We start from the raw sequence: 13,504 nt of genomic DNA on the forward strand, positions 1-13,504 counted from the left end.
CGGCTCAGCCCGCCGCGTGCGTCTCGCGCAGGAAGCCGACGAGCAGGGAGTTCACCTCGTCCGGGCGCTCCAGGCTGGGCAGATGGCCCGCCCAGGGCAGCGCGACGTGCCGGGCGTCACCGAGCAGACCGGTGAGGCGGACGGCGATGTCGTGGAAGTCCGCGAAGTCGTGGTCGCCGGAGACCAGCAGGGCCGGGGCCTTGATCGAGGCGGGGTCGGTCTCCACCCTGATCTGGCCGAACTCCTCCTCGGCGGCCAGTTGGACGTCGAAGGCGTTGCGCTGCATCCGGCGCACCAGCTCGCGGACCGCCTGGTCGGCCTCCGGACCCACCCAGGCGTCCACGTTGAGGTCGGTCGCCCCGGCTATGTCACCGGTCTCGATCAGGATGTCCTCGCGCTCGCCGAACGCCCGCAGCTCGGCGCCGGGTTCGTGCCCGGCCAGCGCGGTGCAGAGCAGCGCGAGGGCGGTGACCCGCTCGGGCCGGCGGGCCGCGATCTCCAGCGCGACCCGGCCGCCGCCGGAGGACCCGACCAGCGCCGTGCGTTCGATACCGAGGGTGTCCAGGAGGGCGACGACGTCCTCCGCGTTGTTGTACGGCCGGTCGGGCATGGGGGTCTCGCCGAAGCCGCGCAGGTCGCAGCGGACCACCTGGTAGCCGGCGTCGACGAGCGCGGGCACGTTGGGCTCCCACATCCGCCGGTCGCAGACCGTCGAGTGGAGCAGGAGAACCGCCGGGCCGCTTCCGGCCACATCATGGGAAAGAGTCACCGCGCCACAGTAGACGCCGCTTCCGTCGCGCGCATCACCGTTTTCCCGCCGTCAGCGAGTCGGCCGGGTGCTGCGCCTCGGTGCCCTCACCGGCGGCGGGCAGCGTGGCCACCGGCCACCAGAAGTCGTCCAGGATGCCGTCCTCGGTGGCTGCGTCGGTCTCCGGCCGTTCGCCGGTCGGGCGTCGCGTCAGTCGAGTCATACCGGCAAGTGTGGTGCTTGGAAGCGGCGTTGGGGAGTCGATTTCTAGAACAGTCTTCTACAGGTCGGCGGAGATCGCTGCGCTAGGGTTGCCGCCATGGCAGACAGCGTCCCGACCGGTGCCCCCTGGAGCACCCCCACCGCCCGAGCGCGACGGAACGGGCCCGGCAGGCACCGCGCGGAGCACGGCCGTGTCGCCTAGGCAGCAGCGCGGCGAGGCGACGATCGACCGGCTGCTGACGGCGGCGCTGCGGGTGTTCGCCGAGTCGGGCCAGCAGGGGTTCACGGTCAGCGCCGTCACCCGCGCCAGCGGGGTCAGCCTCGGGAGCCTCTACCACCACTTCGGCAGCTTCGACGGTCTCGCCGCCGCCCTCTACACCCGCTGCATGGAGCAGCTCTTCGACGAGATGACCGCCGTGCTCATGCGGGCCCGCACCGCCCGCACCGGCATCCGCGCGCTCGTCCAGTGCTATCTGCGCTTCACCGAGGAGCACCCCGACGTGGCGCTCTTCCTGCACGCCTCCGCCTACTCCGGCTACCTCGCCGCCCACGCCGACGAGATCCGCCGGGTCAAGGCGGACAAGCTGGCCGCGATCGCCGCCTGGCTGGGGCCCCGGATCGAGGCGGGCGAGATCGTGCCGCTGCCCTCGCCCCTGATCGACGTCCTCGTCCTCGGACCCCCGGCCGAAACAGCGCGCCGCTGGCTGTCCAGTACGTACGACATCGACCTCGCCCAGGCCTACCGGCTCCTGCCCGACCGCGTGTGGCGCTCGCTCCAGCCGGACTGACCACGGCGGCGTGGAGTGGGCCATTCGCGGGCCTCCCGCAAGAGGGTGACCGCGATGGCGCAGCCCGGAGGTTTTCGATCCGAGGAGCCAGGTAAACGTGAGGTTATGGTGCAAATCGGCTACACGATGATGACCGAGCAGACCGGCCCCCGCGCCCTCGTCTCCGACCTGGTCGCCGCGGAGCGCGCCGGCTTCGACTTCTCCGTCACCTCCGACCACTACTTCCCCTGGCTGGAGTCCCAGGGCCACGCCTCGTACGCCTGGAGCGTGCTCGGGGCGGCCGCCCAGGCCACCACGCGCATCCCGCTGATGACGTACGTGACCTGTCCCACCGTCCGCTACCACCCCGTCGTCGTCGCGCAGAAGGCCGCGACGATGCAGCTGCTGTCCGAGGGGCGGTTCCGGCTCGGCCTCGGCTCCGGCGAGAACCTCAACGAGCACGTGGTGGGCACCGGATGGCCCTCGCCCCAGGTCCGCCTCGACATGCTGGACGAGGCCGTCGACATCATCCGCGCCCTGTTCGAAGGCGGCAACGTCAACCACCAGGGCACCCACTTCGACGTGTCCAACGCCCGGCTGTGGGACCTGCCGGACGAGCCGCCGCCCATCGGGATCGCCGTGTCGGGCGAGGTCTCCTGCGCGCTGGCGGGCCGCTCCGCCGACCTCGTCATCGCCACCGAGCCCAAGGCGGAGCTGCTCCAGTCCTTCGACCGGCACGGCGGCGCCGGCAAGCCCCGGGTGGGGCAGCTGCCGGTCTGCTACGACCCCGACCGGGACGCGGCGGTCGCCCGCGCCCACGACCAGTTCCGGTGGTTCGCCTCCGGTTGGCCGGTCAACTCCGAGCTGCCCGGACCGTCCGGCTTCGAGGGCGCCACGCAGTTCGTCACCCCGAAGGACGTGGCGGAGTCCATCCCGTGCGGCGACGACGTCGGCGCCTTCGTCGACGCGGTGCGGCCGTACGTCGAGGCGGGCTTCACCGAGGTCGCCCTCGTCCAGATCGGCGGCGAGCACCAGCTCCCCTTCATCGAGTGGGCCGAGGCGAAGCTGCTGCCCGCGCTGCGCGAGCTGTGACACCGCGCCGGCCCCCTTCTCCGGGACGGACGCGTCCTGACGTACCCGGTCGTACGGTGTACGGCCGGGTACGTCGGGGGAGCGCTACCTGGACGCCGACGGCGGGGGAGCCGTCGGGGCGAACGGGGGGCGCGGCGCGGGGCGGCCGAGGGCCAGATAGCGCTCGGCGGCGTGTACGGCCTCGCGTGCGGTGCGCTCGCCCATGAGCACACACAGCGTGTAGGCGGTGTCCTCGAAGCGCCTGCGCAGGGCAGGCTCGTGGGGCTGGACGAGGACCGCGCGTTCGTGCGCCCGGTAGTGCGAGAGCAGCCGCGCGAGGGTCTCCTTGTCGGGCAGCAGCATCATGTCCTCCTGAACATGGGGCGGGCCCAGCCCACCCATCCTGACCGGGTTCGGCGAACCACGCGAGCCGTAGGACTGCGCTCCGTGACGAGCCATGGAAAAGGGGCCCCGCGACGCGTTGGTCGCGGGGCCCCGCAAGGCCGGGAGACGGTTACTTCTTGAAAGCGTCCTTCGCCTTTTCCTTGGCCTGGCGGAGATCGCCCTTGGACTTCTCCGTGCGGCCCTCGGCGGTCTTGCTCTCGTTGCCGACCGCGCGGGCCACGGTCTCCTTGACCTTTCCCTTGGCCTGCTCGGCCTTCGCCTTGGCCTTCTCGTTCTTTGCGGTCACGGTACTCACACCCTGATCTCTCGGAATTCGGCGGTCACGTCCGGGCCCGCCCTTTCGGCCGTTCCTCGAACGCGTACAGCGACAACGTGTACCTCACCTTCGCGGGGCGCGCCTGGCGAGCCGCTCCGAAGGTCGCGTCACCAGCGGTACCAGCGCCCCCGCCGTCCTCGGCCGCCGCCCGCGGCGGGACGTGCGACGAAACCGACGAGCCACAGGACGAGGACGACGAGGGCGACCCACCACAGGACCTGGAGTGCGAAGCCGGCGCCGAAGAGAAGCAGCGCGAGCAGCAGAACGACAAGCAGGGGAACCATGCCCATGCACCTCCACCCAGTCGAGTGCCCCCGCCCGGCCGTGTCATGCACGGTGAATTCCGGACAGGGGCATTGTTCCTGGCCTTGTCCCGGCCTTTGTCCCAGGCCTTTTCCCGGTCAATCGCGGCCGGGCGACGAGCGGTTCAGGCGATTCAGGCGATACGTTCGCCGCGCGCCCGGGCGTCGGCCGTGGGCGCGTCGGTCACATCGAGGAAGACCTGGTCGGCGTCCGGCCAGATGTTGGCCACCGATGCCTTGATGCGCTCGCAGACCAGCTCGATCTCCTCGCTCTCCATTCCCGGCATCAGGTCCACCCGGGCCGCCACGAGCGCGGAGTCGGTGCCCAGCCGCATGGTGAGCAGGGCCTCCACGCTGTCGATCTCCGGCTGCGCCGCCAGCAGCGCCCGGATGCGGTCGCGCATCTCGGGGTCCACCGCCTCGCCGATCAGCTGGTCGCGGGCCTCCTTGCCGAGCCGGTACGCCACGTATCCGAGGAGCACGCCGATGGCCAGCGAGGCCGAGCCCTCCCACACCGACTGCCCGGTCGCCATGTGCAGCGCCATCCCGATGATCGCGAGGGCGACGCCGAGGACAGCCGTGCCGTCCTCCGCGACGACCGTGCGCAGCGCCGGGTCGCTCCCGATGCCGCCCGGCTGCGTCCGCACCTGGTGCAGGGCCCGCCACAGGGACGCGCCCTCGGCGACGAGGGCCACCGCGAGGACGACGAGCCCGGCGATGTACCCGGAGTGCGTCTCGTGGGCACCCGAGCGCAGGGCCTCGATGCCCTGGAAGACGGAGAAGCAGCCGCCCATCACGAAGATGCCCACGGCCGCGAGCAGGGACCAGAAGAAGCGCTCCTTGCCGTAGCCGAAGGGGTGGCGGCGGTCCGGCGGGCGGCGGCTGCGGCGCAGCGCGGCCAGCAGGAACACCTCGTTCAGACTGTCCGCGACGGAGTGCGCCGCCTCGGAGAGCAGCGCGGGGGAGCCGGCGACGACCCCGCCGGCCCCCTTCGCCGCCGCGATGAGCAGGTTCGCGCCGAGCGCGACGAAGACCGTGAGCCGGGTGCCGGAGTCCTTGCTGCCGCCCGACCCGCCGGAGTCCTTGCTCCCGACCGGCGCGGTGGACGCGCCGTCACCGTTCCCGCTCACCGCCCGCCCTCCTGCGATCCGTCGCCACCGGCGGAGGGCTCCACGGGCAGCAGCGGGCCGAGCGGGCCCAGGTCGATGTTGAGGTCCTCGGGCCGCAGGCCGAACTTCGACCTGAGCTCGCCCATCCGGTCCTCCAGGAGCATCAACGTCAGGCCGATGCGCTCCTCCTGATCCTCTGTCAGCTCGCCGGTCTCGACCCGCCGCAGGGCCTGACGCTCCATCAGCTGTCGTAGCAGCTCGACCACCGTCAGGACCAGTCGCGCCAGATCGCGCTCCACCGTGTCCGGGTCCAGCTCGACCCGCCTCGGCCCGCTCACACGCCCTCCCCGGGAAGGCCGCGGCTTCCACCGGGCGCCGGCAGCGCGGACGCGTCGCTCTCGCCGCCGTCCTCGAACGGCGAGGGGACCCGCGCGCTCACCGAACTGACCAGGGCGTTCAGGTCGATCCGGACGAGGTCCACGTCCGCGATGCGCAGGGTGAGGTCGCCCGCGAGGACCACGCCCCCCGCGAGCAGCCGGTCGAGCAGGTCGACCAGGGCCACCTGCCGCTCGGCGGGTACGGCCTCAGCCGATACCGTCCGGGTCACCACTTCCTCCTTCCGCGTCCAGGTCGCCCGCGAACGAGTACGGCGCCCAGGGCCCCGTCACCTCGACGCGCACGCCCTCGACCCGCGACCTGTGCCGCTCCACCAGAGCGATGAACTCCGCGCTGCGCTCGCGCGGTACCAGATAGGCGGCGTTGAGCACGTTCTCGCCCGGCTGCCCCGAGACCTGCGCGCTCTGCGGCCGGTGCAGCCGCTCCGCCTCGGCGTGCCCGGACAGCTCCTGGTGCAGATCGCGGGAGAGGATGCCGGCCTGGCGCCAGGTGTCGTCCCGGGCCTGGCGCTGGCCGAGCCTGCGGCGCAGATAGTCCCGCCCGGACGCGGGCCTGCCCGCGGGCGCCGCCGCGGGCTCGGGGCCACGGGCGTCCGCGTACACCTTGACGCCCCACTCCACCCGCCCGTCCAGACGGTCCAGGGCCGCGGTGAAGCTGTCGTACCCGGAGTCGAGGAGCCGGCGCACCCCGCTGATGTCGCGGCACACCGTCGCGAGCCGCAGCGGGACCGCGCACGTCACCGAGGACAGCGCGGCCACCACCGCCTGATGGGCGCGGGCGGTGCCGGAGAGCCAGTCCAGGTCCTCCAGGTGCCTGCGCAGCGGCGCCGCGTCGAAGTCCTCGGCGGGTACCGGGCTCGCCGCGGCGCACAGCCCGCGGTGGTCGATCAGCCGCGGCGGCTCGCCGTCCAGGGCGCGCACCCCTTCGGGCAGCACCCCCTCGAAGGGGCGCACCACCGCGTACACGTACCAGAGCGCGTCACTCATCACGTACTGCCTCCGCCTGTTCCTCGCGCTCGGCCTCCCGGGAGCCGTAGCGGCTCTCCAGCTCGGCCACCCGGGCCTGCAACTGCTCGTTCTCCCGGGCGAGTTCACGGCGTCGGGCGGCACCGGAGAGCGCCGGGTCGTCCTCCCACCAGTCGATTCCCATCTCCTTCGCCTTGTCGAGGGAGGCCACGATGAGGCGCAGTTTGATGGTGAGCAGCTCGATGTCGAGGAGATTGATGCGGATGTCCCCGGCTATGACGATTCCCTTGTCGAGGACGCGTTCGAGGATATCGGCGAGGTTCGCGCTGCCGCCGTCCGACGCATACGGATCGGAGAGCCGTCCCGGGGTCGTCATCAACGCCTCCGCGAACCGGACTTGGCGGGCCGCCGCCCGGATTCCTCGGGCTCGGGCTCAGGCTCGGGCTCCTCGGCCTCGTCCTCTTCCCACTCGCCGGCGTATTCGACGGAGTCGTCCTCGGGAGCCTCGTCGTGGGCGTCCTCCGGGACGTCCTCGGGCTCCTCGATCTCTTCGGGCTCCTCGCCCTCCTCGACCTCCTCGTCGTACTCGCCCTCCAGCGGCTCCTCGTCGTCATAGGCCTCCTCGTAGGTGTCCTGCGAGGCCTTGCCGCCGCCGTCCGCGTCCTCCTCGTGCGCGTCCCCCTCGTGCGAGGCCTCGCGCGTCTTCTCCTCGCGCTCCAGCGCGTCCTCGTGGCTCAGGACGACCTCGCCGTCGCGGATCTCACCGCGCCAGCCCTCCGGGGCCTCCCCGCGCAGGGCGATGTGGCGGGCGAAGTTCTTCAGGTCCAAGCGGGCCCGGCGGCCCTGGGCGCGCCAGATGTTGCCGGTCTTCTCGAACAGGCCCTTGGGGTAGTACTCGATCACCAGCAGCACCCGGGTGAGCGAGGCGCCCAGCGGGTGGAAGGTGACGACACCCTTGGTGGTGCCCTTGGCGCCCTCCGAGGTCCACGCGATCCGCGCGTCCGGTATCTGCTCGGTGGTGTGCGCCTTCCAGCTGCGGGTGGACCAGAAGACCTTCAGCTTCCAGTCCGACGTGGTGTCGTCCGCGCTCTCCGCGCTGCGCACACCCTTGGCGAAGTGGGAGAACTCCTGGTACTGCGTCCACTGGTCGTAGGCGTCGCGGACCGGTACGCCCACGTCCACCGACTCCATGATGACCGTCGGCTTGCGGCCGCCGCCGCTCTTGCCGCGCTTGCCGCCCAGGTTCTTGAACGCGTCCGTGACATTCTCCTTCAGGTGGTCGGCGCCCAGCTCCAGGGCGGCGCGCATCGGGCCCTTGCCCTCGGTGAGCTTGCGCCCGCCCTTCAGGGCCAGCTCGGCGAATCCGGGGCTGCGCCCCTCGGCTATGTCGTTGAGCTTCACCGTGGACTCGCCGAGCTTGCGCCCGATGCCGACCAGGGCCCGCTCGACCTGGGCGAGCGCCAGGGACTGGAGTTCGGACTTGAGGCGGTCGGTGACCGCGCTGTCGATCAGCCCCGTCCCCTGATTCTTGCCGTTCTCACTCACGGTCGCGGCCCTCCTTCGTCTCGGCGCGCTCCGAGGAGCGGGGCTTGGATCCGGAGGTCCGGCGAGCCGCGGTCTTCTTCGCGCCGACGGCCCGGCGGGCCGGCTCGGACTTCTTCGCCGCCGACTGCGCCTTCTTCGCCGGAGCGGACCGCTTCGCCCGGTCGGCGGTCTTCCTCGCGGGGGCGGAGGCCTCCTCGGCCTTGTCGGCCCCCTCCTTCGCCACTGCGGACATACGGTCCTGGACGTCGAGGGTGCGGTCGTGCAGCCGGTCCGCGAGCCCTTCCAGGCGCCGGTTCACCATGGCGCCGGTCGCCGCCTTGCCCACCCCGCGCAGGTCTTGGCGGAGTTGGTCGCCGATCTCCTTGAACTGGGGGTTGTTCTCCAGCTGCCCGGCCGCGAACTGTGCGAGCGCCCCGGGGCTGAGCTTGAGGCGCTTGCCGAGCACCATGGTGCCGATGCCGAAAGCGAGCTTGGCCTTCTTGGTGCGACCTAGCACATAGCCCGCGCCTACCGCGAGCCCTACTGCCAGCCGGTTGTTCATCGTGAGGGATTCCTGTTCTCCAGCCGGTCGAGGAGCTCGTCCTCGCGGCGGTCGAACTCGGCCTCGTCGATCTCACCCGCCATCAACTTCTCCTCCAGCGCGGCGAGTTCGTTACGTATGGCCGAGGGGTCGTAGTACTGCTGCTCCGCCTGCGACACCACCTGCTCCAGCACCCAGAAGGTGCCGCGCACGGGTGCCGCGGGGAGCAGCAGCAGCTCTTTGATCAGGCCCACGCGGGCCTCCCGTCGGTCGGGCCGGTCACTCCGTGAAGCTGTACGGAGGCAGCGGGCCGTGTACCTGGACGACGAGGTGCGGCGCCTCCTTGCGCAGGGTCTCCACCGCCGCGACGAACTCGTCGGCGCGGTCGCGGGAGACCAGGAACGAGAGGTTGGCGAGCCAGCCGGTGGACTGCGGGCCGGGCCGCTGCTCCTCGGCGGCGCCCTCCAGAGCCTGCTGGAGCAGGGTGGCGTCACGGGACTCCCGCTGCTGCACGGCCGCGGCGATCCGCTCGCCGAGCTGGAGCTTCTGCTCGTAGGTGCCGCCGCCCGCCTTGCGGTTGGCCTCGCTCATGGCGCGCAGCTCCGCGCTCTCCGAGAGCACCTGGTGCAGCACCGCCTCCTCGTCGTGGGCGGCCTTGATGTTGTACTCGACGCGGCCTTCCAGAGCCTTCAGGCGCTCCAGGTACCGCTCGCCGTGCTCGGCGAGCGCGGCCCGGACGGCCTCGTCGTCGGGCGAGACGCCGCCGAAGCGCATCGGCAGGACCGCGCCGCCCGCACCCGCCTCGGCGAGCACGCTCTGATGGGCCATCAGGTCACGTCGCTTGGGCCGCAGGTCCTCGGGCGCGTCGCTCACCAGGGCCACCAGCTCGCCCTCGGCCACCGTGCGCACCGGACGCGGCGGATCCCCGACGCCGCCCATCTCCTCGGGCAGCCGCGTGTGGGTGCGGTGGGCGATCCCGTAGACGTACGTGGTCATTCCTGCTCCTCCTTACGGCGCGCGGCGGTCCGCCGGCTGCGGGGTCGCTGTTCCGGCTCGGATTCCTCACGCGCCTGCTGGAAGGCGTCGGAGATGGTCTGCGCGGCGCCCGAGAGCGCGCCCTTGGACTTGCCGCGCGCTCCGGATTCGGTGATCTCGCCGACCAGGTCGGGCAGCCCCGGGCTCTTGCGCGGGCCGGCCTCCAGGTCGAGGCGGTTGCACGCCTCGGCGAAGCGCAGATAGGTGTCGACGCTCGCGACGACGACACGGACGTCGATCTTGAGTATCTCGATGCCGACGAGGGAGACGCGCACGAACGCGTCGATCACGAGCCCTCGGTCCAGTACCAGTTCAAGGACGTCGTAGAGACCACTGGTCCCGCCGCTGCCGCCCTGTTGTGCCGGGACAACCGTCATGGTGTCCGGTCCTCCTTCGCTGTCAGTGGTGTGCGGGTCGGATGGGGCCGTGCGGCCCCGGGGGAAGGGGTTCCGCCCGGGGTCACGTGTTGCGGTCGGCCCGTCCCCGCTCGTACCGGCGCAGTCGCTTGTATCCGGTCAACTCGCCGTGCGGGTCCAGCTCCACCTCGTACGAGGCGAGCAGGCTCATGGTGTCCGGGACCCGGGCGAGTTCCAGGACCTCGACGCACAACAGCCAGCCGTCCTCGGACCGTTCGAAGGAGGAGACCGACTCCGCCTCCATGCCGGTGAGTTCGGCGAGCTGGGCCCGGGCGCCGCGCAGCACGTCCATCGCGCCGGGCAGGTCCTCCTGGGCCTTGCGCTTGTTTCCGGACTGGTTCTCAGATGTGTTCGCCATGGCTCCTCGCGTGTGATGCTTTCCGGGTTGCCCCGCAACGGCGGAGCAAACCCGCCGATCAGCTCGTGACGACGCGTTCGTAGAGCACGCGGACGGTCGCGGTGACGGACGCAGCGTCGATGCCGGCCTCGGCCAGCTGCTCCTCGGGGGTCGCGGACCCCGGCATGTTCTCGACGGCGAGCCGGACGAGCCGGGGCATGGGGCGGCCGTCCGCGAAGCACTCCGCGACCGCGTCGCCGATGCCGCCCTGGGAGTGGTGGTCCTCGATCGTCACCAGACACCCCGTCAGGGCGGCGGCCTCCTGGAGCACCTGCTCGTCGACCGGCTTGACCGAGTACAGGTCGATCACCCGTACCGGGATGCCGCCCGCCTCCAGCGCGTCCGCGGCCTCCAGCGCCTCGTGGACGGTGGCGCCCGCCGCGACCAGGGTCACCTTGTCGTGCGGGGAGGAGCGCAGCACCTTGGCGCCGCCGACGGGGAACTCCTCGTCGGGCCCGTAGACGACCGGGCTCTCGCCCCGGGTGGTCCGCAGATAGCGGATGCCCTCGCCGTCCGCCGTCGCCGCGACGAGCTTCGCCGTCTGGTTGGCGTCGCAGGGATAGAGCACCGTACTGCCGTGCAGCGCACGGAACATCGCCAGGTCCTCCAGCCCCATCTGCGAGGGCCCGTCCTGTCCGATGGCGACCCCGGCGTGCGAGCCCGCCACGGTCAGCGAGGCCCGGCTGATCGCGGCCATCCGCAGGAAGTCGTGGCCGCGGGTCAGGAACGCGGCGAAGGTGCACGTGTACGGCCGCCAGCCGCGCCTCGCCAGGCCCACGGCCGCCGCCAGCATCTGCTGTTCGGCGATGTAGCACTCGAAGTACCGCTCGGGGTGCTCCTTGGCGAACAGCTCCGCCTTCGTCGAGTCGCCCACCTCGCCGTCGAGCACCACCACGTCGCCGCGGGCCGTGCCGAGCGCGGTGAGCGCCTGCCCGTACGCCGTGCGGGTGGCGACCTTCTCGCCCACCTCGTAGCGGGGCAGCTCCAGCCGGCCCGAGGACGGCCGGGGCGCGCGGGCGGAGGGCGGGGCCTGGACGTCCACGCGGATGAAGCGGGGGCCGCCGAGCTCCTCGACGGCCGCCACGGCGTCCGGCAGCGGCTTGCCGTGCAGGCCCTCGCGGTCCTCGACGGAGGCGACGCCCTTGCCCTTCACGGTGCCCGCGAGGATCGCGGTGGGCCTGCGCGACGTCTGCGCCGCCTCGCGGTACGCCGCGTCGACCGCCTCCACGTCGTGGCCGTCCACCTCGATGGTGTGCCAGTCGAAGGCGCGGAACCTGCGCGCGTACGCGGCGAGGTCGCGCTGGTGGCGGGTCGGGCCGCGCTGGCCGAGCCGGTTGACGTCCACGACCAGCGTCAGATTGTCCAGGTGCTGGTCCCCGGCGTGCTCGGCCGCCTCCCACACCGATCCCTCCGCCAGCTCGCTGTCGCCGCACAACACCCAGACGCGATAGGGGAGGCGGTCGAGGTGCTTGCCCGCCAGCGCCATCCCGACCCCGACGGGCAGGCCCTGCCCCAGTGAGCCGGTGGCCACGTCCACCCACGGCAGGTGGGGTGTGGGGTGTCCCTCCAGCCGGCTGCCGAGCTTGCGGAAGGTGAGCAGCTCCTCGTCGTCCACGACGCCGACCGCGCGGTACATCGCGTACAGCAGCGGCGAGGCGTGCCCCTTGGAGAGGATCAGCCGGTCGTTGGCGGGGTGCTCGGGCTTGTCGAAGTCGTAGCGCAGGTGCCCGGCCAGGAGCACGGCCGCCAGATCGGCCGCGGACATCGACGAGGTGGGGTGGCCGGAGCCCGCGGCGTCGGCGACACGGACCGCGTCGACCCGCAACTGCTGTCCCAGTTCCGCGAGTCGGGCGAGGTCGGCCGTACGGTCGCTCTTCATGGTCAGTCCTTTCGGGTCGTGGGTGCGGGGCCGCCCGGGACGCGGGCCAGCTCCGGCGTCTCCGTGTCCAGCGGGACCGACCAGGACCGCACGAGGCCCAGCTGGACGCCCTGACGGGGGAGTACGGCGTCCAGCAGCCAGTCGGCGGCGACGCGCACCCGGTTGCCGGGCATGGCGGCGAGGTGGTAGCCGCGGGTGACGGCCCCGGCGAGCGGTCCCGAGAGCGGCACGCCGAGCGGGTTGGCCGCGGCCTGCACCCCGCCGAGGTCCACGACGAACCCCAGGTCGTTGTGCTTGTACGGCCGCTGCTCGCCGTGGCCGAGCGAGGCGGCGACGTTGAGCGCGGCCCTCTTGCCCTGCCGGGCGGCGTGCTGCGCGGTCATCGGGGTGAACTCGCCCGGCCGGGTCAGATCGGGCACGGCCGCCGCGTCGCCGCAGGCGAACACCTCGGGCCTGCCCGGCACGCTCAACTGCGGCTCCACCAGCAGCCGTCCGCGCTCCACCGACAGACCGAGCTCGGAGACGAGCGGATCGGGGCGCACACCGACGCACCAGATCAGGGTGCGGGTCGGGATGAACTCCCCGTCGTCCAGCAGCACGCCGTCCTCGGTCGCCTCCTTGACGGAGGTCCCGGTGCGGACGTCGACACCGCGGCGGCGCAGCACCCGCCCCGCGGTGGTGGACATCCTGCGGTCGAGTTCGGGCAGCAGCCGGTCGGCGATGTCGAGCAGGACCCAGCGGGCGGGCCGGCGCCGGTCGAGGGCGTCGGTGAACAGCTTTCCCTGCGCGGCCACTTCGGTGCCGGTGTAGCCGCCGCCGACCACGACGAAGGTGCGGCGCGCGCCCTGTTCCCGAAGCGTGTCGGTGCCCTGGGCGGCCAGCTCCATCTGCCGGGTGATGTGGTCGCGCAGGTACAGCGCCTCCGGCATCCCGCGGAAGCCGTGCGCGTGCTCGGTGACGCCGGGCACCGGGAGCAGCTTGTTGACGCTGCCGACGGCGAGCACGAGCCGGTCGTACTCCAGCTCGCCCGCCCTGCCCTCGGGCCCGGTGTAGTGCACCGTCGAGGCGTCCAGATCGACGCGCCCGGCCTCGCCGAGGACGAGCCGTACGCCGGGCAGGGTCCCGCTGAGCGAGACGGTGACGCGGCGTGGCTCCAGGATGCCGGCGGACACCTGGGGCAGCAGGGGGAGGTAGAGGAAGTAGTCCGTGGGGTTGAGCAGGGTGATCCGGGCACGGCCGCGCATGCGGCGGGAGAGGGTGCGAGCGGCCTGGTACCCGGCGAACCCGGCTCCGACGATGAGGATGCGGGGACGGTCCGGAGTAGGGGTGGTCACGTTCGGCTCCCGTGGGCTGGGTGCAGGCGGACAGGGTTCCCGCGTGCCCTGGGTCGGCGGGGCCAAACACCGTGAGG

At 72.2% G+C, this 13,504-nt stretch carries 19 protein-coding genes and 1 pseudogene; 2 read left to right on the forward strand and 18 right to left on the reverse strand.

The window, feature by feature from the left end; translation table 11 throughout:
- Positions 1-4 precede the first annotated feature (4 nt).
- Together AC069K_RS00870 and AC069K_RS00875 are read right to left on the reverse strand one after the other, a co-directional pair.
- Positions 5-769 carry an alpha/beta fold hydrolase gene (locus tag AC069K_RS00870; protein ID WP_478610699.1) on the reverse strand — a complete coding sequence of 255 codons (765 nt, stop codon included), beginning with the start codon at positions 767-769 and terminating at the stop codon, positions 5-7.
- Between the two features lie 34 nt (positions 770-803).
- Positions 804-971, reverse strand: a complete 168-nt coding sequence (locus AC069K_RS00875; RefSeq protein WP_358834772.1) for a hypothetical protein — start codon at positions 969-971, stop codon at positions 804-806.
- A 190-nt stretch (positions 972-1,161) separates the two neighbouring features.
- On the opposite strand from AC069K_RS00875, the gene AC069K_RS00880 reads away from it, so the two are divergent.
- Both AC069K_RS00880 and AC069K_RS00885 read left to right on the forward strand, forming a co-directional pair.
- The gene (locus AC069K_RS00880; protein WP_358834771.1) at positions 1,162-1,758 is read left to right on the forward strand and encodes a TetR/AcrR family transcriptional regulator; all 597 of its coding nucleotides are present in this window, start codon (positions 1,162-1,164) and stop codon (positions 1,756-1,758) included.
- A 105-nt stretch (positions 1,759-1,863) separates the two neighbouring features.
- Positions 1,864-2,829 carry an LLM class F420-dependent oxidoreductase gene (locus AC069K_RS00885; RefSeq protein ID WP_478610702.1) on the forward strand — a complete coding sequence of 322 codons (966 nt, stop codon included), beginning with the start codon at positions 1,864-1,866 and terminating at the stop codon, positions 2,827-2,829.
- Positions 2,830-2,913: 84 nt separating this feature from the next.
- Here AC069K_RS00885 and AC069K_RS00890 read toward each other — a convergent pair whose 3' ends face one another.
- The 16 genes and pseudogenes from AC069K_RS00890 to AC069K_RS00965 all read right to left on the reverse strand — a co-directional run bounded on the left by AC069K_RS00890 (position 2,914) and on the right by AC069K_RS00965 (position 13,427).
- Complete coding sequence (locus AC069K_RS00890; protein ID WP_478610704.1) at positions 2,914-3,174, reverse strand: DUF5133 domain-containing protein; 261 nt, start codon at positions 3,172-3,174, stop codon at positions 2,914-2,916.
- A gap of 148 nt (positions 3,175-3,322) precedes the next feature.
- Entirely contained in the window at positions 3,323-3,499 is a 177-nt protein-coding gene (locus tag AC069K_RS00895) for a CsbD family protein (protein ID WP_406555088.1), read from the reverse strand.
- A gap of 137 nt (positions 3,500-3,636) precedes the next feature.
- Positions 3,637-3,813, reverse strand: a complete 177-nt coding sequence (locus AC069K_RS00900) for a hydrophobic protein (protein ID WP_358834767.1) — start codon at positions 3,811-3,813, stop codon at positions 3,637-3,639.
- 152 nt (positions 3,814-3,965) lie between these two features.
- Positions 3,966-4,961: a cation diffusion facilitator family transporter gene (locus tag AC069K_RS00905; protein WP_478610707.1), complete on the reverse strand. Its 996-nt coding sequence runs from the start codon at positions 4,959-4,961 to the stop codon at positions 3,966-3,968.
- Complete coding sequence (locus AC069K_RS00910) at positions 4,958-5,278, reverse strand: gas vesicle protein K (protein ID WP_358834765.1); 321 nt, start codon at positions 5,276-5,278, stop codon at positions 4,958-4,960. Before AC069K_RS00910 ends, AC069K_RS00905 begins: the two co-directional genes overlap by 4 nt.
- Positions 5,279-5,346: 68 nt before the next feature.
- Positions 5,347-5,547 (reverse strand): annotated as a pseudogene (locus AC069K_RS00915) (gas vesicle protein); the annotation flags it as partial.
- On the reverse strand, positions 5,525-6,322 hold the full coding sequence (locus tag AC069K_RS00920; protein ID WP_358834763.1) for a GvpL/GvpF family gas vesicle protein: 798 nt from the start codon (positions 6,320-6,322) through the stop codon (positions 5,525-5,527). The pseudogene AC069K_RS00915 and the gene AC069K_RS00920, both read right to left, overlap by 23 nt.
- Positions 6,315-6,677 (reverse strand): gas vesicle protein, encoded by a 363-nt coding sequence (locus AC069K_RS00925; RefSeq protein WP_365106721.1) that lies wholly within the window; start codon positions 6,675-6,677, stop codon positions 6,315-6,317. The genes AC069K_RS00920 and AC069K_RS00925 overlap by 8 nt, the downstream gene beginning before the upstream one ends.
- Positions 6,677-7,846: an SRPBCC family protein gene (locus tag AC069K_RS00930; RefSeq protein WP_478610711.1), complete on the reverse strand. Its 1,170-nt coding sequence runs from the start codon at positions 7,844-7,846 to the stop codon at positions 6,677-6,679. Before AC069K_RS00930 ends, AC069K_RS00925 begins: the two co-directional genes overlap by 1 nt.
- A complete protein-coding gene (locus AC069K_RS00935; RefSeq protein ID WP_478610713.1) occupies positions 7,839-8,387 on the reverse strand; it encodes a DNA primase in 549 nt (182 codons plus the stop codon). Before AC069K_RS00935 ends, AC069K_RS00930 begins: the two co-directional genes overlap by 8 nt.
- Complete coding sequence (locus AC069K_RS00940) at positions 8,384-8,620, reverse strand: gas vesicle protein GvpG (RefSeq protein WP_358834759.1); 237 nt, start codon at positions 8,618-8,620, stop codon at positions 8,384-8,386. The genes AC069K_RS00935 and AC069K_RS00940 overlap by 4 nt, the downstream gene beginning before the upstream one ends.
- 25 nt (positions 8,621-8,645) lie before the next feature.
- A complete protein-coding gene (locus tag AC069K_RS00945; protein WP_365106712.1) occupies positions 8,646-9,362 on the reverse strand; it encodes a GvpL/GvpF family gas vesicle protein in 717 nt (238 codons plus the stop codon).
- On the reverse strand, positions 9,359-9,778 hold the full coding sequence (locus tag AC069K_RS00950) for a gas vesicle structural protein GvpA (protein WP_358834757.1): 420 nt from the start codon (positions 9,776-9,778) through the stop codon (positions 9,359-9,361). Before AC069K_RS00950 ends, AC069K_RS00945 begins: the two co-directional genes overlap by 4 nt.
- A gap of 82 nt (positions 9,779-9,860) precedes the next feature.
- Positions 9,861-10,175: a gas vesicle protein GvpO gene (locus AC069K_RS00955; RefSeq protein WP_365106710.1), complete on the reverse strand. Its 315-nt coding sequence runs from the start codon at positions 10,173-10,175 to the stop codon at positions 9,861-9,863.
- Positions 10,176-10,233: 58 nt separating this feature from the next.
- Entirely contained in the window at positions 10,234-12,093 is a 1,860-nt protein-coding gene (locus AC069K_RS00960; protein ID WP_478610716.1) for a transketolase, read from the reverse strand.
- 2 nt (positions 12,094-12,095) lie between these two features.
- Complete coding sequence (locus AC069K_RS00965) at positions 12,096-13,427, reverse strand: NAD(P)/FAD-dependent oxidoreductase (protein WP_365106705.1); 1,332 nt, start codon at positions 13,425-13,427, stop codon at positions 12,096-12,098.
- Between the last annotated feature and the right edge of the window lie 77 nt (positions 13,428-13,504).

This window comes from Streptomyces sp. NPDC043908, assembly GCF_056435525.1.